The organism is Nocardia sp. NPDC052316 (assembly GCF_044547795.1).
GTDB lineage: Bacteria > Actinomycetota > Actinomycetes > Mycobacteriales > Mycobacteriaceae > Nocardia.
Genome location: NZ_JBIUBB010000004.1, coordinates 352333 through 375171 on the forward strand (window position 1 = coordinate 352333; position 22839 = coordinate 375171).

20 protein-coding genes are annotated in these 22839 nt (G+C 67.6%); 13 read left to right on the forward strand and 7 right to left on the reverse strand.

Features of this window, described 5'->3' with window-relative positions:
* Window positions 1-33: 33 nt before the first annotated feature.
* The 6 genes from ACIHA7_RS20010 to ACIHA7_RS20035 are packed head-to-tail and all read left to right on the forward strand — an operon-like array spanning window position 34 to window position 5901.
* On the forward strand, window positions 34-1179 hold the full coding sequence (locus tag ACIHA7_RS20010) for a serine hydrolase domain-containing protein (RefSeq protein ID WP_397291464.1): 1146 nt from the start codon (window positions 34-36) through the stop codon (window positions 1177-1179).
* Window positions 1170-2120: an ABC transporter ATP-binding protein gene (locus tag ACIHA7_RS20015; protein ID WP_397291466.1), complete on the forward strand. Its 951-nt coding sequence runs from the start codon at window positions 1170-1172 to the stop codon at window positions 2118-2120. Before ACIHA7_RS20010 ends, ACIHA7_RS20015 begins: the two co-directional genes overlap by 10 nt.
* Window positions 2117-2869 carry an ABC transporter permease gene (locus tag ACIHA7_RS20020; protein ID WP_397291468.1) on the forward strand — a complete coding sequence of 251 codons (753 nt, stop codon included), beginning with the start codon at window positions 2117-2119 and terminating at the stop codon, window positions 2867-2869. Before ACIHA7_RS20015 ends, ACIHA7_RS20020 begins: the two co-directional genes overlap by 4 nt.
* A gap of 46 nt (window positions 2870-2915) precedes the next feature.
* Window positions 2916-4244, forward strand: a complete 1329-nt coding sequence (locus ACIHA7_RS20025; protein WP_397291470.1) for an aminotransferase class III-fold pyridoxal phosphate-dependent enzyme — start codon at window positions 2916-2918, stop codon at window positions 4242-4244.
* 9 nt (window positions 4245-4253) lie between these two features.
* On the forward strand, window positions 4254-5672 hold the full coding sequence (locus ACIHA7_RS20030; protein ID WP_397291472.1) for a class I adenylate-forming enzyme family protein: 1419 nt from the start codon (window positions 4254-4256) through the stop codon (window positions 5670-5672).
* A gap of 1 nt (window position 5673) precedes the next feature.
* Complete coding sequence (locus ACIHA7_RS20035) at window positions 5674-5901, forward strand: phosphopantetheine-binding protein (protein WP_397291474.1); 228 nt, start codon at window positions 5674-5676, stop codon at window positions 5899-5901.
* On the opposite strand, the gene ACIHA7_RS20040 is transcribed toward ACIHA7_RS20035, so the two are convergent.
* The 7 genes from ACIHA7_RS20040 to ACIHA7_RS20070 all read right to left on the reverse strand — a co-directional run bounded on the left by ACIHA7_RS20040 (window position 5883) and on the right by ACIHA7_RS20070 (window position 13760).
* The gene (locus ACIHA7_RS20040) at window positions 5883-6683 is read right to left on the reverse strand and encodes an SDR family NAD(P)-dependent oxidoreductase (protein WP_397291476.1); all 801 of its coding nucleotides are present in this window, start codon (window positions 6681-6683) and stop codon (window positions 5883-5885) included. The genes ACIHA7_RS20035 and ACIHA7_RS20040 overlap by 19 nt on opposite strands.
* Before the next feature lie 54 nt (window positions 6684-6737).
* Window positions 6738-8129: an aldehyde dehydrogenase family protein gene (locus tag ACIHA7_RS20045; protein ID WP_397291478.1), complete on the reverse strand. Its 1392-nt coding sequence runs from the start codon at window positions 8127-8129 to the stop codon at window positions 6738-6740.
* Window positions 8119-9291, reverse strand: coding sequence for a phosphonopyruvate decarboxylase (gene aepY / locus ACIHA7_RS20050; RefSeq protein ID WP_397291480.1), 1173 nt, complete (start codon window positions 9289-9291; stop codon window positions 8119-8121). Before aepY ends, ACIHA7_RS20045 begins: the two co-directional genes overlap by 11 nt.
* Entirely contained in the window at window positions 9288-10160 is an 873-nt protein-coding gene (locus ACIHA7_RS20055) for an isocitrate lyase/phosphoenolpyruvate mutase family protein (RefSeq protein WP_397291483.1), read from the reverse strand. The genes aepY and ACIHA7_RS20055 overlap by 4 nt, the downstream gene beginning before the upstream one ends.
* A 71-nt stretch (window positions 10161-10231) precedes the next feature.
* A complete protein-coding gene (locus tag ACIHA7_RS20060; RefSeq protein ID WP_397291485.1) occupies window positions 10232-11242 on the reverse strand; it encodes a C-terminal binding protein in 1011 nt (336 codons plus the stop codon).
* Between the two features lie 18 nt (window positions 11243-11260).
* Entirely contained in the window at window positions 11261-12571 is a 1311-nt protein-coding gene (locus ACIHA7_RS20065; protein WP_397291487.1) for a histidine kinase, read from the reverse strand.
* Entirely contained in the window at window positions 12561-13760 is a 1200-nt protein-coding gene (locus tag ACIHA7_RS20070; protein ID WP_397291489.1) for a phosphonoacetaldehyde reductase, read from the reverse strand. The genes ACIHA7_RS20065 and ACIHA7_RS20070 overlap by 11 nt, the downstream gene beginning before the upstream one ends.
* A gap of 243 nt (window positions 13761-14003) precedes the next feature.
* Between ACIHA7_RS20070 and ACIHA7_RS20075 the strand changes: the two genes are divergently transcribed.
* The 7 genes from ACIHA7_RS20075 to ACIHA7_RS20105 all read left to right on the forward strand — a co-directional run bounded on the left by ACIHA7_RS20075 (window position 14004) and on the right by ACIHA7_RS20105 (window position 22655).
* On the forward strand, window positions 14004-14828 hold the full coding sequence (locus ACIHA7_RS20075) for a class I SAM-dependent methyltransferase (RefSeq protein WP_397291491.1): 825 nt from the start codon (window positions 14004-14006) through the stop codon (window positions 14826-14828).
* Between the two features lie 55 nt (window positions 14829-14883).
* Window positions 14884-16089 carry a M20 family metallopeptidase gene (locus tag ACIHA7_RS20080; RefSeq protein ID WP_397291493.1) on the forward strand — a complete coding sequence of 402 codons (1206 nt, stop codon included), beginning with the start codon at window positions 14884-14886 and terminating at the stop codon, window positions 16087-16089.
* On the forward strand, window positions 16086-17471 hold the full coding sequence (locus tag ACIHA7_RS20085) for a condensation domain-containing protein (protein WP_397291495.1): 1386 nt from the start codon (window positions 16086-16088) through the stop codon (window positions 17469-17471). Before ACIHA7_RS20080 ends, ACIHA7_RS20085 begins: the two co-directional genes overlap by 4 nt.
* The gene (locus ACIHA7_RS20090; protein ID WP_397291497.1) at window positions 17471-18547 is read left to right on the forward strand and encodes an SDR family oxidoreductase; all 1077 of its coding nucleotides are present in this window, start codon (window positions 17471-17473) and stop codon (window positions 18545-18547) included. The genes ACIHA7_RS20085 and ACIHA7_RS20090 overlap by 1 nt, the downstream gene beginning before the upstream one ends.
* A 724-nt stretch (window positions 18548-19271) precedes the next feature.
* Complete coding sequence (locus ACIHA7_RS20095; protein WP_397291499.1) at window positions 19272-21527, forward strand: SulP family inorganic anion transporter; 2256 nt, start codon at window positions 19272-19274, stop codon at window positions 21525-21527.
* Between the two features lie 91 nt (window positions 21528-21618).
* Window positions 21619-22044, forward strand: a complete 426-nt coding sequence (locus tag ACIHA7_RS20100) for a TIGR02611 family protein (RefSeq protein ID WP_397291501.1) — start codon at window positions 21619-21621, stop codon at window positions 22042-22044.
* On the forward strand, window positions 22041-22655 hold the full coding sequence (locus tag ACIHA7_RS20105; protein WP_397291503.1) for a (2Fe-2S)-binding protein: 615 nt from the start codon (window positions 22041-22043) through the stop codon (window positions 22653-22655). Before ACIHA7_RS20100 ends, ACIHA7_RS20105 begins: the two co-directional genes overlap by 4 nt.
* Window positions 22656-22839: the final 184 nt, after the last annotated feature.

Genomic DNA, 22839 nt, shown 5'->3' on the forward strand with positions numbered 1-22839 from the left:
TACGAATGCACATGGGGGCGCGGAGGGCGACGAATGGACATGATGACGGAGCTGCTGGACGCCGTATCGGGCGAGGTGGCAGCGCGCCGGATACCGGGGGCCGTGGTGGCGGTGACCGACCAGGGGTCGTTGGTCGACCTGTGCGCGGTGGGCGACCTCGACCCGAACAACGCGCTGCCGATGCGCGAGGACGCCATCTTCCGGATCTACTCTATGACGAAGGTTTTGACCGCGCTCGCGACGTTGACGATGGTGGCCGAAGACCGCCTCCGGTTGACGGACCCGGTCGCCGAGTGGCTGCCCTGCTTCGCCGGCATCCGGGTCGAGGACGGCGGTGCGCTGCGCCCACCGCGGCGCCCGCTGCTGCTGCACGACCTGATGCGGCAGACCGCGGGCATCGGCGGCGGACACCACACCTCGGCCAACATCAAGCCGTACTACGAGCACGCCCTGCTGCAGAAGTACGAACACCGAACCGGCACACCAACCTTGGACGAAATCGTCCAGCAGATAGCGACCCTGCCCCTCGCCGCGGATCCCGGCACCCGGTGGGAGTACGGCGTGGCCATGGATGTCCTCGGTCGCGTCCTCGAACTCGCGGACAACCGCCCACTCGACGAGATCATCGAGCACCGAGTCTGCCGCCCACTCGAATTGCGCGACACCGGCTTCCACGTGGAGCCGGACGATTTGAAACGCGTCGCCCAACCACTCGAAGCCGCCCCGGCGACACCCAAAAATCTTGTCGCACATCAGGAAAGACCAGCCTGGTTGTCGGCCGGCTCAGGCGGCTACTCCACCGCTCTCGATTTCACGAAACTGCTGTGCGCGATCACCCCTGACAGTGACGGCCACCTGTCCATCCCCGCACTCGGCCGTATCACCCGGGAACTGTTCATAGACCAGATCGGCCAGCTGGCAGGCAGCGGCCCGGACTACATTCCGGGAAAGGGCTACGGCTTCTCCTACGGCTTGCACGTACCGAGCAGCGACCCCACATGGGCAGCGCCGCAGGCGAACACCACGGGTTGGCTGGGCCGCGCAGCGAGCTGCTTCGTCCGCAACACGTCGACCGGGGCAGGCGCGGTCCTGATGACCCAGTGCTACGGACGGGCGGTCGACTACCGGGATCAGGTCCGCTCGATCGTGGCAAGCCACCAGGCCGCGTCATGGACGTAGCCGACGAGCCGGTCGTCCTGGTAGACGGCCTGCGCAAGACCTATGGCTCGGTCGTCGCCTTGGACGGAGTAGGCCTGTCCGTCGGTCGCGGCGAGATCTTCGGACTGTTGGGTCGCAACGGCGCCGGAAAGTCCACGGCGCTCGACATCATCTGCGGACTCGTCAAACCGACCGCCGGGCGGGTGGAGGTGTTCGGCACCGACGTACGCAGGCACGGTCGTCGGCTGCGCAGGCGCATCGGCTATGTCCCCCAGGACAACACGGTGTATCTGGCGATGACGGTATGGCAGAACCTGCGCTTCGCCGCGATCGTCCGCGGCATGCCCCGCCCGACCGCGCACCGCAGGGCGGCCGAGGTGATGGAGCGGCTCGGCCTCAGTCGAATAGCGGACCGAGGCGGCGCGCAACTCTCGGGTGGCGAGCGCCGCAGGCTGTCGATCGGCATGGGCATCGTGCACTCGCCGCCGCTGATGGTCTTGGACGAACCGAGCACCGGCGTCGACATCGACTCCCGCCAAGCCATTCACCACGTTCTCCGAGAACTGCGCGGCGAGGGCTCGACGATCCTCTACACGACCCACCACCTCGAGGAAGCCGAGATCCTCTGCGACCGAATCGGTGTGCTCGATGAGGGCACGCTCGTCGTCACGACCGACGTGAAAAGCTTTGTGGCGGAGTACGCCAGCCCGTACTGCGAAATCATCAGCGACCAGGCGGCGGCCGTGCTGACCCTGCTGCGCGATGCTCTACCGGCTACCGCGATAACGTTGCACGGCAGGCGGATTCGAGTGGCGGCGCAACAACCGGAGATCCTGCCTACCCTCGTGCGGGTGCTCGACGAGAGCGATCTGCCCATCAAAGATGTGCGCGCGGTACCTGTTTCGCTGGAGAACGCTTTTCTGCAGATCATCGAGCAGCGGCCGAGAGCGGCGGCGCGATGACGATCACCTGGGCCTTCGTCCGAAAAGAACTGGCCACCTGGCGCCAGGACCCCACCCTGTTCGTCTTCCTCTTCGCCGCACCACTATTGATGCAGGCGCTGCTCAGCGACGCCTTCTCCGGCATCATCGGCGGCACCGGGGCCGACCAGACCGTCCCCGGCTTCACGGTGATGTTCGGCTTCTACGTGATGATGTTCATGGGCACGTCCCACTACCGCGAGCACGCCTCCGGCGCATGGAGTTTGGTCAAGGCCAGCGGCTTGTCCAGAGCGACGATGGCGATCCAGCTGGCCATCCCGTATTTCGTGCTCTCCGCAGCGCAGATGGCATTGCTGATCCTCACCGGCCGGTTGCTGTTCGGCGCGACGGTCAACGGCTCACTGCTCGCCTTGACCGTCCTCATCCTGACGATCGCCTGGGCCGCCATCGCTCTCGGTCTGGTCCTGATCTCGCTCACCCGGAATGTCTCCGCCATGCAAAACCTGTGCCAGCTGGTCGTTCTCGGCATGGGCGCGGTGGGCGGCGCCGTCGTGCCGGTCCGGCTGATGCCGGCCTGGGACCGCCCGCTCGCCCCGCTGACCCCGCAGTACTGGGCGGTGGACGGCATGCAACGGGTCCTCGCCCAACAAGGGGGATTGGTGAGCATCGGGCCCAACCTGCTCGTGCTCGCCGGCTGGGCCGGTGTCCTATCGATCATCGCGACCTTCGCCTTCGATCCGGGCAGCCAGCGTCGCGTCGCTATTCGCTGAAAGCGGGAAACCGCCGCAGTGCCGTAATCGAAAGGTGAGCAACACAATGGGAGAATCCGCGACAGCAAAAGGCCGGGTCATCCAGTCGTGGTCGAGGCAGGGCGGGGATCCGCCGCCGCGCATTGTCGGCGGCGACGGGTGCCGGTTCTTCGACGCCGCCGGACGGTCCTACCTGGACTTCGGCTCCCAGCTCGTCAACGCGAACCTGGGGCACAGCCGCACGGAGGTGCAGGAGGCGGTCCAGAAACAGGTGGCCACCATGGCCACGCTCGGCCGCCCGTGGGATGTCGAGATCGTCGGCGAGCTGGCGGACCGCCTCGCCGAGGTCACACCGGGTGACCTCAATTCGTTCTTCTTCGCGTGCAGCGGAACCGAGGCGAACGAGGCGGCGATCCGGCTGGCACGGGCATACACCGGCCGGAGCAAGGTGATCGCCCGCTACCGCTCGTACCACGGCAGCACGGCGGGGGCGCTCACGCTGACCGGTGAGCCGCGCCGGTGGGTCGGCGAGCCCGGCATGCCCGGTGTCGTACGCATGCTTGACCCCTACACCTATCGTTGTCCCGCAGGCCATCCCACGCCCTGCCCGGTGTGCACGGGTGCACCGCATCTGCGCGAACTGCTCCAGTACGAGGGCGCCGAGAACGTGGCAGCGGTGATCCTCGAGCCGGTCACCGGGATCAACGGCGTGATCGTCCCACCCGACGGTTACCTGCAAGCGATCCGCGACGTCTGCACAGAGCACGGGATCCTGCTGATCTTCGACGAGGTGATGACCGGCTTCGGCCGCACCGGCAGCTGGTTCGCCTGCGACCGGTGGGGCGTGGTACCCGATATCATTACGTGCGCAAAGGGCTTGACGGCCGGTTACGTACCGCTGGCGGCCGCCGCGGTGAGCGACCGGCTGTCGAGCTGGTTGCAGGATTCGGTGTTCCCGTACGGTCTGACCCACAGCGCCCATCCCGTCGGCTGCGCGGCCGCCGTCGCCGTGTTGGGCGTCTATCAGAAGGAGCGGCTCGTCGAACGCGCGGAGCGGCACGGTCCGCTGATCGAGAAAGAGCTGCGCGCCTTGGCCGATCGGCATCCGTCGATCGGGGACATCCGCGGCAGCGGCTGCTTCTGGGGGATAGAACTCGTCACCGACCGCGCGAGCAAGCAGCCGCTCGTCCCGTTCAACCCGGATGCCGCTGCCGCCGAGCCGATGACGAGACTGACCGCCGCGGCCTTCCGCAAGGGCTTGTATCTGCTCACCCACTGGAACACCATCCTGGTGTGCCCGCCGCTGATCATCGAGGAAGCGGAGATCCGAGAAGGAATGGCCCTGTTGGACGAAACCTTGTGCATCGCCGACGAATACGTCGTCGGCAACGGATGAGTGGCGTCCATGACAGGCAAGGTATCGATCTGCGAGCTCATCGCGAAAACAGCGGCGGACCGGCCACACGACTGCGCCGTGAAGGTGCGCGGCTTCAGCACCGGCGAGGAGATCACCTGGCGTGAACTCGTGTCGAAAACACACGAGCAAGCAGAGGCATTCGGACAGAACGGCTTACGCGCGGGCGACGTCGCCGCAGTCTCTTTGCCGCCGGGGATCGGTCACGTCGTAGCAACGCTGGCGCTGTGGGAAGCCGGTGCCGCCGTGCTCCCGGTGGACCACCGATGGACCGACACCATGAAGTCGAACATCGTCGACCGATATCCACGAGGCTGGGTGGTCGAAGGCGGCGGCTTGGTGTCCTATCACCCACGGGCAGAGAGAATCTCGGAACTAGCCGACGGACTACCGAGATCAATATCGCTCTCCGGCGGAACAACCGGCGACCCGAAGCTCGTCATCAGAAACCGGCCATGGGCATACGACGAGAAGGGGCCGCTCAGCAGCAAAGAACGCGATCGGGGCATGGCATACGGCCAAACCCAGATCGTCGGACTCCCGCTCTACCACGCGGGTTTCGGCGCCCTCTACCACGGGCTCGCGCTGGGGCATCGGATCATCATCCCGGGCAACGCTTCCCCGAAGCTGTTCCTGGAGCTACTCGTATCCGAAGGGGTGGAGGTCGTCAGGACCGTGCCCGCGCAGATGGCCACGCTCAGCCAAGCGAGCGGCATGGACAGTTGCTGGTTCGCCTCGCTTCGCCTGGTCGTGCACACCGCGGCACGATGCCCGGAGGCGGTGAAACGCCGCTGGCTGGAGTTGGTCGACCCGACCAAGGTGTACGAGGAATACGGCAGTGTCGAACGGATCGGCGTCCTCAGCATCCGCGGCGACGAGTGGCTCCGACATCCCGGATCCGTCGGGCGTGCGCTGCACTGCTCGGTCCGGATCCTGGACGAGTCCCATCGCGAAGTCCCCACCGGGACCACCGGCGAGCTGTTCATGACCGATGAGAACGCCGGACAACCTAGCTACCTCGGCACCGGACCGAAACTGGCCGAAGTAGACGGACATTTCAGCGTCGGCGATCTCGCGTGGATGGATGACGAAGGTTATGTGACGCTGGTGGGCCGCAAGGACGACGCCATCAACGTCGGCGGCGTAAAGGTCTTCCCGCGCGACATCGAGCGGGTCCTGGAACGCCACGACGAAGTACGCGACGTCCGCGTCCGCGCCGTGCCCGATCCGGATCTGGGCGAGGTGGTCCATGCCGAGGTCAGCCTGCACGGCGGCGACCCAGCGCAAATCTCAGCCGAGCTGTTGCGCAGCTGCCGCGCCGAACTGACCAGAGCCCAGACACCGCGAACGATCGAGATCGTGGACGATGTGCGCAGGACAGCGTCGGGCAAGCTGCGGCGAAAGGACTGATGTGGAACGAATATGGTCCGTCGTCGACCGGGTGTGCGGCACCGGCTACACCGAACCCGCCGCGAACTTCTACGAACTCGGCGGCGACTCGCTCCTGGCCGGCGAGCTGATGTCCGCGCTCCGTGCGGAATTCGGCGTCACGGTCCCGATGAACCTGCTGTTCGAGGCGCCCGACATGGGCACCTTTGTCGAAGATGCCGCGGTACTGACTCAGCGCGGCGGCTCGTAACGACCGTCCACCGCCGTCCAACCACCATCGACGCACAGCATCGATCCGGTGACGAAGCTGGCCGCATCGGAGGCCAAAAACGCTACCGCCCCGGCGATTTCACCCGGCTGCGCCCACCGGCCGAGCGCGCTCTTGGCCGCGTACGCCTGCTGCCACTCCGGCACCTCGAAGATCGGATCGGTCAGCGGCGTCCGCACCACCCCGGGCGCTACCGCGTTCACCCGCACTCCGGCCGGACCGAATTCCGCGGCGGCCCCGCGGATCAGCTGCACCAGCGCCGCCTTCGACGCCGCGTAGACGGCCTGCCCAGGCTCCACGGTGAGCGCCCGGATCGACGACATACCCACGATCGAGCCACCACCTCGGGCGACCATGCCCTTTCCGAACGCGCGAATCATGTGGAAGGCGGCGCGCAGGTTCAGGTCCAGTACTGCATCGAATTCTTCTGCCGCGTAGTCGAATAGACGCTTGCGGACGTTGCGTCCGGTGGTGAAGACGAACACGTCCAGCTCAGCGAGTTCGCCCGCCGCCGCCTCTACAGCAGCAGCATCCCGCGCATCCAACTGCATGGCGGTGGCGAGATGACCAGCCGACGTCGCGGTCTCCTCCGCCCGCGCGAAATCGAGGTCTGCACACATCACCTCCGCACCCAGCGCCGCGAGCGCGAGCGCGGATTCACGGCCGATACCGCTGCCCGCACCTATGACGAGGGCACGTTTCCCGTCGAGTCGGAACAGCGATCGATAGTCGACAGCAGCGGTGGCTTCAGGCTCGGCGGTCATCGGTTTCGTCCTAACTTGTTCATCACAAACGGCGCCGTCAGCGTGGCGAGGGGGCTACAGCGGGTAGGGCAGCGTGACCGTCTTGACGGTGCTCATCTCCCTAATCGAGTAGGACAACCCTTCGCGCCCGAGCCCGCTGGACTTCACGCCGCCGAAGGGAATGTGCGGCGAGTCGAAATGTGGCCCGGCATTGAGGTTTACGGCACCGACCCGCAGTGCCGCGGCGATCTCGGAGAACTCGGCCACATCGGAGGTGACGACCCCGGCCTGCAACCCGTACCGGGTCCCGTTGGCGACCTCGATCGCCGCCGCCGTGTCGGCCACTCTGATCACCGGTGCTACCGGACCGAATGTCTCCTCGACCACCAGCTCGGCGTCGGCCGGCACATGGTCGAGGACTGCGGGGGTGATGAGCGATTCGCGCCGATCGCCGCCGTACAGCAGCTTCGCATTCGCCGCGACCGCATCCGCGATGCGCCGCTCCACCACGATCGCGGCGTCCGCGCTGATCAGCGGCCCGACATCGGTAGCCGGATCGAGTGGATCACCGGCCCGTTTCCGGCGGGCCGCTTCGACGAGCCCGGCGACCAGATCGTCGGCGATCGCACCCACGGCGATCACTCGCTTGATCCCTCGGCAGGATTGCCCAGCAGTGGCGAACGCGCCTTGGCGCGCCAATTCGACGGCCAGCCCGAGATCGGCGTCGGGCAGGACGATCAGTGGATCGTTGCCACCCAACTCCAGCAGGAGTTTCCTACCCGCAGCAACTCTGGCCACCTCCTGGCCGGTGCGCACCGAGCCGGTGAAGGTCACCATGTCGATCTCCGAATGACCGGCCAACGCCGGACCGATCGTGCCCGGCTCGCCGGTGGTGACGACCAGATGTTCGGGCGGCAAACCCGCTTCCAGCAGGATCTCCGCGAAGGCCAGCGCGGTCAGCGGTGTCTTCTCCGACGGTTTCAGCACGACCGCACACCCGGCGGCCACCGCGGGCGCCACCTTCACGACCACCTGATTGAGCGGCCGATTGAACGGCGTGATCGCCGCGACCACCCCGACCGGCTCGAAGATGGTGAGCGCCAACCGATCATGGCCGGGCACCGGAATGCTCTCGCCGCGCAGCCGCTCGGCCTCGGTCGCCGCGACGACGAGATTCGTTGCGGCGCGCTCGGTTTCCTTGCGCGTCTCGGCGATGCATACGCCGGACTCCCGGGAGATGAGTTCGGCGAGGGTCCCGGATCTTTCGCGGATGAGGTGTGCCGCCGCGTTCAGGACCGCCGCCCGCCGATCCGGCCGCATCGGTCGCCAGGCGGCCCGGAGTTCCCGTACCGCTTCGTCCATCTGGGCCACGGTGTCGCGCGCGACCAAGCCGACGGTCTCCCCGGTCCAAGGGTTACGCACGGTGCTCTGATCGGTAGCGGGGTGGAGTGCGCCGTTACGAAACATGATCGTGCCTTTCGGAGATCTCACCGGATGCGGTCACGAAAGCCCTGAACCGCCTTGCCACTTCGGCCGGACCGACCGCGGGCCTGCCTAGCTCCGCGATCGAGCCGGGACGAATCGTCAAGTAGATGAACGTCGGCCCCGGCTCGACCTGGGCAACCTTGATGACGTCGGTGAATTCGGTCAGGTCGGCGCAGTCGTGCACGCGCGCGTAGCCGCAGGCCCGCGCCACGGCGGGAAAGTCGACCTGTCCCGCCAGGCTCTGCTGCCCGCCGGTCGAATCGTGAACTCCGTTGTCCAGCAAGACATGAATGAGGTTCGGCGCGGCGTGCGCGCCCACCGTTGCCAGTGTGCCGAGCCGCATCAGCGCCGCGCCGTCGCCGTCGATCACCACCACCGGTCGGCGGGTGTGCCGCGCTACGCCGAGCCCGACCGCGCTGGCGGAGCCCATCGCACCGACCAGGTAGAAGTGCTGCGGCCGGTCGGCGAGGGTGTAGAGCTCACGGCTGGTCTTGCCGGTGGTGGACACCACGGCCGTCGTGTCGGCAACGGACCCGACCAGGGACTCCAACGCCGCCATCCGAGTTGGGGTGTCGCGAGCCTTGGGGGTGCCGGTGACCGTCGGCGCTACCGGCGCGGGCAGCGGCGGCTCCGTGAGCTGCTGAGCGGCCAGCACACCGTTTCGCAGCACGAACGCGAAAGGCTGTTGCGCGCGGTGCATTTCGGCCCAGCCGGTATCCAGACACGCGTCGAGCTCGGCGGCATCGGACGGTAGCACCGCATGCCCGACCCGCATGAGCTCCAACAGACCCGGCGTTATCGCGCCCATCAGCTCGTGTTGCGGCTCGTCCGGACAGCCCGGCTCCCCGCGCCAACTGATGAGCAGCGGAACCGGAATACGACTGGGATGGGTGAGCGACGTCAGCGGGTTGACCATATTGCCCAGCCCCGAGTTCTGCGCCATCACACACGCCGTCGCACCCGCCAGCCAACAGCCCGCGGCGATGGCGACCGCCTCGCCCTCCTGCGTCACGGGCAGATACCCCGCGGCCACACCGGAGGCCACTCTGTTGATCACCGGGGTCAGATAGGAGCACGGCACACCGGCGACATCCACCACGCCGCGGGCCATGAGCCCACCGAGCAGCTCGTCGGCGTCGATCACGAATCCACCCACTTCTTGGCCAGTTCGATGTAATGCTCCTCATCGGTTTCCAGATCCTGATACCCCATGAGCGCGAACAACTCCCCGAGCGCGGCGATGGTCGGCTCCACGGCCGCGGCACCGTCGAGCCGCAACGACCGGCAGACCTGCCGCATCGCGACCACCGTGGCCCGCATCGCCTGATTCGCCCAGATCACCGCCGCGATACCGAGTTCGGCGTACTTCTCCTGGGGTGTCTCGTGATAGGTGGTGGGCGCGATCACCAGCGGCAGCCGATTACCCCATTCGGTGGTGAACTCGGCGATTTCCTCGATGGTTCGCTGCCGTGAGTGGATGAAGATGGCATCGGCCCCCGCTTCGCGGTACGCCTCGGCGCGCCGGAGCGCCTCGCCCAATCCGGCGCCGGCGATCAACGCCTCGGTGCGCGCCACGAGCACGAACTGGGCGTCGACCTTGTCCCGGCAGGCCGCGATCTTGGTGCACATGTCGCCGATCGGCGCCAGCGGATGGCTGTCGCCGAAGTAGGAGTTCATCTTCGGAAAGACCTTGTCCTCCATGCAGATTCCCGCCGCGCCGATCTGCTCGGCCCGCGCGGCGACCCGTCGCGCGGTATTGAAATTGCCGTAGCCGGTGTCGGCGTCGACGAGCACTGGGATGGCACCGGACTCGACCACCCGCGCGGCGAGGGCCAGCAGTTCACCCCAGGACACCTCGTCGCTGTCCCGCGCGCCGAGGACGGTCGACATGCACAGCCCGGACGCCCATAGCCCGGCGAATCCGGCCTCGGCGGCGATGCGGGCGCTGAGGCCGTCGTGCGCGCCCATCAGGAAGGACGGCGCCGGGTCGGCGAGCAGCCTGCGCAACCGCACTCCGGCGGCACCCCCGGCCGATGATCCTGGGTGAAGGGGGAGGTTCTCTATCACGGGTACTGCCTCTCGGATCAGGTCACTCTGCCTTCGGCGGGCGGCGGCCCGCCGGCCAGAACGGTGGCGACTCCCTCGGCGATCCGGCGCCGGCAACTGCGCTCGGATTCCAGCGAGAGAAACGCGCGGTGCGCGGAGACGACCACGTCGTCGCGGGTCAGCAGCTTGCGCGCGGTGGGATCGTCGTTGGGGTCCTCGGGGGTGAACACGTCCGAGGCGAAACCGCCGAGCCGCCCGGCCTCGAGCGTGTCGAGCACGGCGGCCGGGTCGACCAGCCGACCTCTGGCGGTATTGACGAGCAGCGCGCCCGGCCGGACCGCGGCCAGTGCCTCGGCATCGATGAGCCGGTCGCTCTCGTCGGTCAACGCCGCGTGGATCACCACCGCGTCCGCGGCGCCGAACAATTCGGCCAGGTCGGTGGCGGCGGTGACGCCGTAGCCAGCCATCAGGTCGGCCGAGACGTACGGGTCGTAGGCGATGACCTTCTGGTAGAACGCCTGTAGTTTTCGCGCGGTCGCCCGGCCGATGCGGCCGAATCCGATGATGCCCGCGGTACACGTCGACACCCGGCGCGGCACCCCGCCCGCGTGGATGCGCCACTGGCGATTCTTGACGAGGCGATCCTGGGTACAGACCTTGCGTTCCAGCGCGAGCAACAGGGCCAGCGTGTGAGTGCTGACCTCGTCGACGCAGTAGTCGGGCACGTTGAACGAGACGATGCCGGTGCCGGCGAGCAACGGAGCGTTCAGGTTATCGATGCCGACACCGCTGCGAGCGATCACCCGGCAGGTCGGTCCGACCGCTTCCAGGAACTCCTGCGTCACCTGGCAGCGATAGATCACCAGGGCGTCGGCGCCGCGCACATGGTCGTGAAAAGCCGGACCCTGCACCACGTATCGGCCGTCGAACAGGCCGAGGCGTAGGTCGATCGCACCGCCGAAGGCCGCGCGTTCGATGTCGGCCCTGGCGAGGTCCGGCTGTCCCAGGTCGTTCAGCGCCCAGGCGGGATCGGTGTAGACGACGCGCAAACTTCTCTCCCGTGCTGCTCAAGAGTCGTAACCCCAGCCGCGGTTGTCGCGGCGGCCACGCCGCAGGGTGGCCACCGCGGCGTAGGTGTTGGTCAGTTCGTACAGATCGAGGTAGCCGAGATGTCGTCCGGAACCGAGCTTGATCATCGCGCCGTCGCCGGACCAGTGATGGGTCACGAACGGCGCGACCCACGCCGACGCGTCGACGCTCAGCTCCGCGTGTTCGGCGCGCCCGTCGGCAGCGGTCCAGTGCAGGGTGGGCGCGCCTGCGGTCACCAGATAGTGGGACTCGGCCGGTTCGCACAGCTCGGCACCGTGCCCGGACACCAGCATGAAGAGTCCGGTGAGATCGGGCAGGTGCGGGGCGGAGGCCGTCGAGGTCACCTGGTATCCCTTGAAAGCCCTTGTCTCCCTGCGGCATTCCTCGATGTCCTTGAAGGTCTTACCGACCGCGTCGTGCCTGGTCGCCGGCCGGATCAGCAGTCGGTAATCGAAGCCGAGCGTCGCTCCCATGGCGCGCAGCAGCTCGATACCGCCCTCGTCGAGCGCCGCGATGAGCTCCGCTTCGGCCGCGCCGAGAAGGGACGCGGCCGAGGCGAGGGTGTGTCCGCGGCGGTCCAGCAGCAGGGTAGCGACCTGTCGTGGGGCCGGGCCTTCGTCGAGCCGGCCGAACATCGCGTGCGCGGCGGGGTCCGACCAATCGTTGACGTCTTCCATCAGCCCGGCGAGCGAGGACTGACCGGTATAGGACACGATGCGCGCCGGGGCGGCCCCGGCCAGTGAGTAGGTGTGCGGGCAGTACGACGGCTCGACGTAGGAGTCGCCGACGATCCACTTGTCCGCGCCGGCATTGGCTCTGATCACCTGCCAGGTCGCCTCGCTGAGCTCCTCGCCCCAGCGCCCGTGGATGTCGCCGGGGCCGAGGTTGATGGTGATGGCGGGCTCCAAATGCCCATTGTTCAAGGCGGGCAGGCGATCTGCCGGACACAGGATGTCGAGGATGACCGGCGCGACCGCGCCCTGCGGTGCCGCCATTGTGTAGTAGTTGTAGAAGTGGATGCCGTCGCGCTGAATGGGGCGGCGGGTGTCGTGCAGGTCCTGCGCGGTGCGGACCAGCACGGTCAGCCCGGACCGACCGCTGGCGGCGAACTGCTCCGGGGAGATCTGTAGCGCGCGGGCCACCGCGGCGGCGAGTTCGTCCGGCCACTCCTGGCTCGACATCAATTTCTCGAGCTGTGCGTGGTCGAGTCCGACGGCGTCGGCGGTCTGGCCGGTCGTCATCTTCCTGGTGTTCTGCCAGTGCATGACCTTGTAATTGTCAACGCGCATAGTCTCTCTCCGCGGTCCCGGCCAACAGATGAGTCAGGGCTGCCACATCCACGCGGCGCGGGTTGTTGCCCGCGCGGTCGTAAGCGAGTGCTTCGGTGGCGATTCGAGGTGCGTCGTGGCGGATGTCCGGGGGCGGGGGCAGTGCGGGCGAGCGCGCGAGCTGCTCGATCTTTCCCGCCAGCGACTCGACGGTGCTTTCGCCCGCTGCCCGCACCACGCGAGTGATGGCGTCGCGCACCCGCTGGGCACCGCGCGGGTCGGTGCAGTCGTCGCCGACGAGGGCGTTGTACCGCAGCACCGCCGCCAGCGTGAGTCCGCACGCATGGCCGTGACCGAGCCCGTGGCGCAGCGTCAACGGGTACGACATCGCATGGCACACAGTGGTTCCCGCGATGGCGATGGCACGTCCGGCTAGGTGACCGGCGAGTAGCGCGGCGTGGCGTTCGGCCGCGCCGAGGCCGTGGTGCGGCCGGTCCAGTAACTCGGCCAACAGGTTCCAGGCCGTAGCGCCCAGCCATTCGGACTGCTCGTCGGCGCGGATCGACCACGCGCCCTCCAAGCCCTGCGCGAGGGTGTCCAATAGGCAACTGACGAAGTAGGACTCGGGCAGCCCGGCGATCAGATCCGGGTCGAGAATCGCCGTCACCGGTCGCAGGGCGGCGCCGCGCAGGGAGAGCTTACGGCCCTGGTCCCGATGCCAGATCGTGGCGAACGGTGTGGCTTCGGCTCCCGTCCCCGGCGTGGTGGGCAGGGCGATGATCGGTGGAACGTCCTCGCGGCCTGCCTCGTGCGCACAGGCGCGTACCACCAGCTCGGGCGTGGGATCGGCGTTGATCGACAGCGCCGCAGCGGCTTTGCCCGCATCCATGACGCTGCCGCCACCGACCGTGAGCAGCACGTCGGCGCGGTGGGCGCGCACCTCGCGCGCCAGCAGCGCGACGGACTCGGGAGTCGGCAGGCCCGAATGGGTCACCACGTGTAGCGGAAACGAACGCAGTGCCGCCAGCAGCGGCTCGGACCAGCTACGCAGCGCGAAGCCGCCGCCCGTGATCAGCAGCACGCGCGGAGCCTGAGCCGTACCTGCCGCGGCGGCAACGACTTCGGGGGCGACCTCGGCAGCGCGCAGGCCGACGATCGTGCGAGGCGAGTTCAGCAGCAAGGTGCTGTCGCGAACATCGGCGGCGTCCATCGAACCACCTGCCTCCATCGGGAAAACACGAGCCGGCAACCATCGCAGGGCACCTCGGAACGGACGCCGGCAGCACGTCGGACAGCGCCCGTGGACCGGCGGGTGCCCGCCACGGAACAAGCTGTCCCCTCGGTGTCCCCCCGGTGCTCGGACAGGGTTTTTTGCGTGAATACAAGGTACCGTAGGCCCGGTGAATATCGGCGAATATCACATTCGCCGTCCCGCCGGTTCCTTGGGAGTCGCATGAACATCGACGGCGCCGAAGTGCGACAGATGACCGATGGCTACCGCGCGCAGGTTTCCCGAAACCAACTGAGGTTCGCGACAATTGCGGAGTCCTACGCCGGCGGACAGGCGCGGCGCCTCGACGTCGAACTGCTCGCCGAGCTGATCCGCCCGCTGGAGTTCGAACGCGCCCTCGATGTGGCCACCGGCACCGCGGCCGCGGCGGCGGTGGCCGCGAAAGTCGGTGTGCGCCCGAAGATCATCGGGGTCGACTCCTCGGCGCGGATGCTGGCGCAGGCGCGCGCGAACGGCGAGGTGGACGCGGTGCAGCTGGTCGTCGCGCTGGTCGAGGAACTACCGTTCGCCGACAACACTTTCGATCTTGTCATGTGCACGCGGGCACTCCACCACGTGCGACGCCCCGACATCGTCGTCGCCGAAATGGCGCGCGTGGTGCGACCGGGCGGTCACGTCGTCGTCGCGGACAACGTCACCGGGCTCGCCGGCGAGGCACACGAACAGTTCGAGCGGATACAGCGCGTACGCGACCCGGGACACGCGACGACACTGACCGAACAACAGCTCCTCGACCTGCTGCGCGACAACTCGTTGGACGTGGTCGAGGGGCACCGGACGACCAGTTTCCGGCCACTGGACCAGTGGCTGCACGACGGCGGCGCTGGCGCGGCGGAGTCGGCCGAGATACGGCGACAGTTGTTGCCCCTCGGGCATATCGACACCGACGGCACCTTCGGAACGAGCGTCGTGCTGCGCGACGGTGAGGTCGCCGGACTACAGCAGGCGATGTCGTGGATCAAGGCGCAGCGAAGCAACGCGATCTAGCGCGGGGACACCGACCTCGTCGTAGCATGGACAGACTTGACGCCTGGGGGTCCCCGTGGACATCACTTCGCTTGATGCCGGAATCAATGAGCCGGAACTCATCGAGTTCACGCAGCACCTCGTGCGCACGCATGCTTTGGGAGAGGTGGGCCGCGGGGAGCGCGCGGTAGCGGAGTTCCTGCTCGCGAAGATCCGGGAATGGGACTGGGCGGTAGAGCTTTTCGACGCAGGCGGCAGGCCCAACATCGTGGTGACATTGACCGGCGGCGGCGGGCCTGGGCCGACACTGGCCTTCGAAGGCCACATGGACGTGGTGACCGAGGGCGATCCCGACCAGTGGACCGTCGACCCCTTCGGCGGCGAGATCCGCGACGGGAAGCTCTACGGACGTGGCTCCGCCGACATGAAGGCGGGTGTCGCGGCAATGCTGTACGGGGCACGGGCTTTACAGCTGTCCGGCCCGTTCCCCGGCCGAGTCCGGTTGCTGCTGCTGGCCGACGAAGAGGGCATGATGACGGGGGCCAAGGCGGCGGTGGCGCAGGGCTTCGTCCAGGACGTCGACGGGGTGATCTGCTGTGAGCCCGAAGGCGACGAGGTGTGCCCGACGTCCAAGGGCGCGATCCGGCTCCGGGTGGACTTCACGGGCGTGATGAGCCACGGCGCGATGCCGTGGCAGGGCCGCAACACGCTACCCGCGATGGCCAGGGTGCTGCTGGGGCTGGAGGAGCTGGAGGAGCGGCTGATCGAGGAGGTCGGCAGCCGGACCTCGCTCGGGTCGCCGTCCATCACCCCGACGGTGATCCAGGCGGGCACCGCGGATCAGATGAACACGATCCCCGGCACGAGCTCGCTGTTCCTGGACGTGCGCACCGTCGCCGGCGTTGACCACGAGACGGTGCTGAAGCGGATCGGCGAGTGCGTCGACACCGCAGCCCGCGAACGCGGGATCGGATCGGCGGTCACCGTGATCGATGATCGGCCCTGGGTCGAAACAGGTTCGGACACACTGCTTGTCACCGCGCTGGTCGACGCGCACGAGGTCGTCAACGGCGTGCGCCCCGTGCTCGGTGCGGTGCCGGGGACCACCGACGGCACCATCCTGACCCACTACGGAAATGTCCCGAGTGTGGTGTACGGGCCCGGTGGAAAATGGATCGCGCACATGGCCGACGAGTACGTCGAGGTCGATGACCTGAAACGGTACGCACTGACGTATGCGGTTGCGGCACATCGCTTCCTGCACGAAGGCGCACGAACGTGAGCCTGCCGGGCGAGACCAGGTTGCCCTTGACGCCGGGGCAACATCTGCTCGACTTCCTGGAATCGATCCGGCCCGGCGGCGCTGCGGCGGCGTTCAATATCTCCTTCCGGCTCACCATCGACGGGCCGCTCGACCGGAGCCGACTGTTCGACGCGATCGCCCACAGCATCGAACGGCATGCGGCGTTGCGGACCGCAGTGGTCCGTGGGCGTGGCATGTCCGAGCAGGTCATCGGTTCCGCCAGCGCGCCCGAAACCACCGTGCTGGCCGCACCATTGGGGAACCGGGACGAGCCGGGCATCGAAGAGGTGCTGGTCGAGCACAACAACGCCCCCTTCGATCTCACCCGTCCACCGTTGGTTCGCGTGCTGCTGCTCGAGGACGAGCCCGCGCAGCGACGGCTGCTCCAGGTGACGGTGCACCACAGCGTGGCCGACGCCTGGTCGCTGGAGGTGCTGAAACGCGATGTCGGACAGTACTACCGCGCGGCGAGCGGACTGGCCTCCGAGCCGGAGCCGTTAGAGGTGGACTACGGGCAGATAGTCCTGGATGAGCTCGCCGCACTGGAGTCACCGGAAGCGGCGCAGGCCCGCGACTTCTGGCCCGAATACCTCGGCTCCCTCGATGTTCTGCAGATATCCGGCAAGGGCGCGGGGGAGGGGGCACGCACCAGCCGGGGCGATCGTGGCTTGGCTCCCGTGGAAACCGCTGCGGTGCGCGGCTTGGCCGGCACGCTGCGGGCGACTCCGTTCATGGTTTTCGCTGCGGCGTACGGCTTCGTCCTGGGGCACCTCGGCGGCAGCGACGCCTACCTCATGCCGACCTTCAGCCACGGTCGCCGGGATCCACGGTTCCATCGGACAGTGGCCATGCTCTTCAATCCTTTCGTGATCAAGTTCCAGTGGTCACCGGAGCTGTCCTTCGCCGAACTCGTCGCGTCGTTCAAGCAGAACTGCCTGCAGGCCTACCGATTTCAGTGGTACCCCTTCATCGAGGTGCTCGAGGTGTGCCCGGAGCTGTCCGTCTCACTGATCGACCCGAACAGCGGTCTGTTCCCGGTGCAGATGCTCAATGTCCCGAAGACTGCAGCAGGGGCGGAACTGTTCGGAACCGGCTGTGTCGCAGCGGATTACGCCCTGCACCGGACATCGGTGGGCAACGTGCTGCCGATCGACGGTCTGCTCACCATCAAGGGAACACAGGAGGCGCTGGCCATGACGTTCAACGCGGCCCGGCGATTGTGGGACGACGAACTGGCGTCGGCCATGTGCGCCACCGTCGCCGAGGTGTGTCTCGAGGCGGCGCGGCATCCCGAGGTCGAGCTGCGGCGACTGGCCGGCACCGTCGACCGTCGCTTCCACCGCACCCTGTGGAGTGTCTGATGGTTCAGTCGAAAGTGGCCGTCGTGGACGGTGCCAACGGGTACGTGGCCAGCAACACGATCTGTGAGCTGCTCAAGCGCGGCGTCCGGGTCAAAGCGCTCGCCCGAGGGGCGCGGACTCGCGTCTTCGGGGCGCTCGAATCGGCGTCCATCATCGACGGCGACATTCCACCCGACGTCAGCGACCTGGAGACCTTCGACTGCGAGCTCACCCAGGAGAATATGGGCATCGACGATTTCGTCGCCGCGACGATCTTCTCCGAGCCCTGCGACTTCTGGCATTTCGCTGCGGCCGTTGACCTTTCGCCCAACCGGCCTGCGCTCCTGCAAGAGGTGAACACCAAGGGCACCGAGCGGGCCCTTCGCCTGTTCACCGAGTACAGCCGCCCCGGCTCGCGCTTCTTCCTGATCAGCACCGCCTACGTCGGCGGGGTATCGGACACGCCCACCGCGGAAACCTGGCTGCCCATCACCGGCGACACCCGGTTCCGGACGGTCTACGAGGCCACCAAATGCGCTGGGGAACTGGTCTTTCGGGATTTTCTGCGGGAGCACGGCATCGAAGGCGCCGTCTTCCGGCTCGGGCAGGTGGTCGGCTCCGCCAAAACCGCCCACACCACCTCGGACTTCGGCATCTATAACTTCATGTCGAACATGCGGCGGGTAGCCAGGCGCTTCCCTGGCGGCGACGCGGCCGTGCAGGTCGCCGACGGTGCGACCCTCAACCTCGTACCGATCGATACGTGCGTGGAGTGGCTGCTCGGCCTGGCCGAGGCCGACAACCTGCCGCAGATCGTCAACCTGACCGACCGGGTCGGTGTCTCGGCGGCGGAGACGGTCACGCTGATCGGCGCGGGCCTCGGCATGACCCTGCATGCGGTGCGCCCGGAAGAGTGGGAGCAGCGCAAGCTGACCGCGCTCGACCGAGCGGTAGCTGCCCGCATGGCCTACACGGGAAAGTACTTGCTGGAACGCATCGAATTCGACCGTCGCAACCTGGAATCGGTGCTGCAGGTGCCCGACGAGGTCTGCGATCTGGCACTCGTCGAACGACTGGTCACCTGGTACCTGAAGTAGTACCGGACATTGTCCTCGCTGGTAGCGGCCGATTCGGGGGCATCCGCACCGGTCGTGCGGGGGTTGCGTTTCGGGGTGACCTGGATCACAATTCGATGACGGTTGCGCAGATTCCAGCTGAAAGCTTTCCACAAGCTTTGCGAAGTCTTTACTATTAACTAGACCTTCGCGTCACCGGGTCGCCGCTCTCGAGCGGTTGAGCTTCGCCCACCTTCGATGCCAGTACATGTTCCACCGATGAACCGGGACGGATACCGCCCGGCGAAGGAGAAATATGTTCACCGACACCGATTCAGCACCACGGACGCCGCGTGTGGGGACGGGCAGTGCACCAACGGCGACCGCGGCGGTGAGCTCGCTCGGGCAATGCCGCCACGGCCCCGGTGCCCGAGGCGCGCGTGGACGGGATCGCGGAATCCGACGATGAGGTCCGCTGTGTTGCCGCAGCGCCGGTACAACCCCAGAGACGGCCCCGTCGACGCCGCTGTGCCCATGTGAGGCAGGCCATAACGCGGTGAGCACGGAGTTTACGCACAGTTAGCCCCGTTCTCAGGCTTTGCTTAGTCTTTACTCATAGCCTTGCATCGGTTTACATCTCGACCCATCGGTGCGTCGAGACCTGCTTCACCGCGAGATGCCGGTTCGCGGTCGTGTGCCCCCTGCTGGACATGTTGATCGTCAACCGACCCCGGACTTCGCGCCGGGTTCGGCGAAGGAGAAAGTCATGGCTGTCGAGAACGATTTGGCCCCACCGATCACCCCGCCGGTCCCAGCGGACTCGGGTCCTGGTCCCGGACCCCTGTCCGAACGCCTGCAATCAATCCTCCGGCACGATGTGCCCGCTTCCATCGTGGTTTTCCTCGTCGCCTTGCCGCTGTCCCTCGGCATCGCGGTCGCCTCCGGCGCGCCCGTCGCCGCCGGACTCATCGCCGCTGTGGTCGGCGGTATCGTCGTCGGCCTGATGGGCGGCTCCGTTCTGCAGGTGAGTGGCCCGGCCGCGGGCCTCACCGTGGTAGTGGCCGAGTCCATCAACCAATTCGGTTGGAAAACAACCTGTTTCATCGCCGCCGCGGCCGGTGTGCTGCAAATCCTGTTCGGGCTGAGCAGGATCGCGCGTGGCGCGCTCGCCGTCGCACCGGTGGTGGTGCACGCGATGCTGGCCGGTATCGGCATCACCATTGCGCTGCAACAGATTCACGTGCTGCTCGGCGGTTCGTCGCACAGCTCGGCGTGGAAGAACATCACCCAGCTGCCCGAGCAGCTGATGTCGCTGCACGGCGGCGACGCGTTCATCGGCGCCGTGGTGATCGCCATCATGCTCGGCTGGAAATACGCGCCCGCCAAGCTCCGCCTCGTCCCCGGCCCACTGGTCGCGGTGTTCGTGGCGACCGTGCTGTCGTTGGTGCTGCCGACCGGCGCCGAGCGCATCGTGTTGAACGGCTCGCTGTTCGACGCGATCGGCCTGCCCGAGCTGCCGCGCGGTGACTGGTCCGCCGTGGTGCTGATGGTCCTCACCATCGCCTTGATCGCCAGCGTGGAAAGCCTGCTGTCCGCGGTCGCCGTGGACAAGATGCACTCGGGCCAGCGCACCAACTTCGATCGTGAGCTCATCGGTCAGGGCTCGGCCAACGTCCTCTCCGGCCTGCTGGGTGGCCTGCCGGTCACCGGCGTGATCGTGCGCAGCGCGACCAACGTGCAGGCGGGCGCGCGCAGCCGGGCCTCGGCGGTGCTGCACGGCTGCTGGATTCTGCTGTTCTCGGTGGCGTTGGCCGCTGTGGTGCAACAGATCCCGAAGGCCGCGCTGGCCGGCCTGTTGATCGTGATCGGCACGCAGCTGGTCAAGATCGCGCACATTCGACTGGCCCGGCGCACCGGCGACCTGCTCGTGTACGTCGTCACCGTGGTGTCGGTGGTGTTCCTCAACCTGCTGGAGGGTGTGCTGATCGGCCTGGCGCTGGCCTTCGGCCTGCTGCTGTGGCGGGTGGTGCGAGTCGCCATCAACGCCAGGCAGATTCCGGGCTCGCAGCGCTGGATGGTCACCATCGACGGCTCCTGCACCTTCCTCGCGCTGCCGAAGCTGTCGGCGGAGTTCGCGAAGATTCCCGCCGACGCCGACGTCACCGTCGAGATGACCGTCGACTTCCTCGACCACGCCGCCTTCGACGCCATCGAGGACTGGGTGCGCCAGCAGGAAAGCAACGGCGGCAGCGTCGATTTCGTGGAGATCGGCAGCGCCAGGATGGCGCACGCGACGGCGGGCCCGCCCTCGCGCGGCTTCGGGCGCGCGGTGTGGACCGACATCCTCGGCCCGTGGCGGCGCGACGAGCACCCCGACCCGATCGCTGCCGGTGTCGCCGCGTACCACCGCAGCCACGCGCACGTCGTGCGCCCGCACCTGGACGAGCTGCGCGACAGCCAGGACCCGGACTCGTTCTTCCTCACCTGCGCGGACTCGCGGATCGTGCCGAACATGATCACCAACAGTGGGCCGGGCGACCTGTTCACCGTGCGCAACGTGGGCAACCTGGTGCCCGCCGTCGGCGACCCGTCGGTGGACGCCGCGCTGGTCTTCGCGTTGGAAGAGCTGAACGTCCGCTCCATCGTGGTCTGCGGCCACTCCTCGTGCGGCGCCATGAAGGCCCTGCACTCCGGGGCGCAGGCCGGCCCGGAGATCGACAAGTGGCTCGCGCACGCCCGCCCGAGCCTGGACCGATTCCGGCGCGGGCACCCGGTGGCGATCGCCGCGGCGCGGGCAGGCTTCGGCGAGGTGGACCAGCTCAGCATGGTGAACGTGGCCGTGCAGCTGGAGAACCTGCAGCGGCACCCCGCGGTGCGCGCGGCCGTGGCCGAGCGCGGCGTGACGGTGTCGGGTCTGTTCTTCGACATCGCCAGCGCGCGCGTCATCGAGATCACCGAGCACGGGCTGGCCCACATCGACGACGAGGTGGGGCATCGGGTGACGACGCCCGAGCTCGTCTGAGTCGAGACCGTCGAGCCCGCTCGAACCACGTGGTTCGAGCGGGCTCGTTCGTGGCGTGGACAGGACCGGGCGTTCTCGTACGCTGGGAGAGGTGACCGCCGAGTTGGAAACAAGATCGACGCAGACGGGTTGGCGCGCCTTCCGTGCCCGTGTTGCCGCGCGACCTACGCTGAACCTCGCCTATCGGATCGGGGTCGCCTTGGTCGGCACCGCGGTGCTCGCCGTCGGGATCGTCACGATTCCCTACCCCGGACCCGGCTGGGCGATCGTGTTCGCCGGACTGGGCATCCTCGCCACCGAATTCGCCTGGGCGCACCGGGCTCTCGGCTGGCTGCGGGACAAGTACCGGCAGGGTATGGCGTGGTACTCCGCACGGGGTGCCGCCATGCGAGTGTTCGCGGCGACCATTACCTTCGCATTGGTTGTCGCGACACTGTGGGCATTGGGCACGTTCGGGATGGTCGGCAGCTGGATCGGAGTCGAGTCGCAATGGTTACGCAGTCCCCTGAAGTGGTGAACACCGTCCCCGGGCGGACACTGACGCAGCCGGAGTGGCTGGCGGCCAGGATCACGGAGATGGGGCACTCCTGGGGCACCACCTCGCCCCGGATCGCGGGCACGCTGTGGTGGTGCATGGTCGCCTCCGCGCTCGTCGAACAGATCGCCCGCGCATACGCACACGGCGAGCAGGCCGCCGAACCGCTGCTGGACCGCTTCGACTGCGAGGTCCGCCCGGACGGCGGCGTGGAACGCATCCACATCCTCCCCGAGCCCGACGAACCCACCGAGCCAGGCGCGGCCCTGCGGGAAACCCTTGCCGCCGTGATCACCCCGGTCGCCGCGGTCTCCGGCGCGGGGATCTCGGCCCTCTGGGCGATCGTCGCCGACGCGGTCGGCAACCGAGCCCTCGACGCGGGCTCCCCGGCCGCGGGCACCCGCCTGGCCACCGAGATAGGCGGCAAACTCCCCACCCCGCGCTTCGTCGACATCGGCGGCCGCACCTTCGTCAAACGCATCTCCTGCTGCCTGGTCTTCGAAGTCCCCAACTGCGAGATGTGCACCAGCTGCCCCAAACGCCCGGCCGCCGAGCGAGAGTCTCTTTTGAAACAACTGGCCGCGGACAACTGACGCTGGTTTGCCGAAACGACAACCGATTTCGCAAGAACACCGGTAGCTCACCGGGTACCGGCCGACCCATCCACCACCACACCGCCGGCGGCCGGCGCGACCCCGCACGCCCCTCGATCCGGCCTGAATACGCGGCGAGGCGGGTAAGCATGTGCACGGGGGTGGGGGGTTGCCGATAGCATGG

Bases quoted from the DNA above. Each gene is read 5' to 3' on its own strand.
- ACIHA7_RS20030 (WP_397291472.1), top strand. From the start codon at position 4,254: ATGACAGGCAAGGTATCGATCTGCGAGCTCATCGCGAAAACAGCGGCG.
- ACIHA7_RS20040 (WP_397291476.1), bottom strand. From the start codon at position 6,683: ATGACCGCCGAGCCTGAAGCCACCGCTGCTGTCGACTATCGATCGCTG.
- ACIHA7_RS20025 (WP_397291470.1), top strand. From the start codon at position 2,916: ATGGGAGAATCCGCGACAGCAAAAGGCCGGGTCATCCAGTCGTGGTCG.
- ACIHA7_RS20015 (WP_397291466.1), top strand. From the start codon at position 1,170: ATGGACGTAGCCGACGAGCCGGTCGTCCTGGTAGACGGCCTGCGCAAG.
- ACIHA7_RS20075 (WP_397291491.1), top strand. From the start codon at position 14,004: ATGAACATCGACGGCGCCGAAGTGCGACAGATGACCGATGGCTACCGC.
- ACIHA7_RS20095 (WP_397291499.1), top strand. From the start codon at position 19,272: ATGGCTGTCGAGAACGATTTGGCCCCACCGATCACCCCGCCGGTCCCA.
- ACIHA7_RS20065 (WP_397291487.1), bottom strand. From the start codon at position 12,571: ATGCGCGTTGACAATTACAAGGTCATGCACTGGCAGAACACCAGGAAG.
- ACIHA7_RS20090 (WP_397291497.1), top strand. From the start codon at position 17,471: ATGGTTCAGTCGAAAGTGGCCGTCGTGGACGGTGCCAACGGGTACGTG.
- ACIHA7_RS20020 (WP_397291468.1), top strand. From the start codon at position 2,117: ATGACGATCACCTGGGCCTTCGTCCGAAAAGAACTGGCCACCTGGCGC.
- ACIHA7_RS20070 (WP_397291489.1), bottom strand. From the start codon at position 13,760: ATGGACGCCGCCGATGTTCGCGACAGCACCTTGCTGCTGAACTCGCCT.
- ACIHA7_RS20010 (WP_397291464.1), top strand. From the start codon at position 34: ATGGACATGATGACGGAGCTGCTGGACGCCGTATCGGGCGAGGTGGCA.
- ACIHA7_RS20045 (WP_397291478.1), bottom strand. From the start codon at position 8,129: ATGTTTCGTAACGGCGCACTCCACCCCGCTACCGATCAGAGCACCGTG.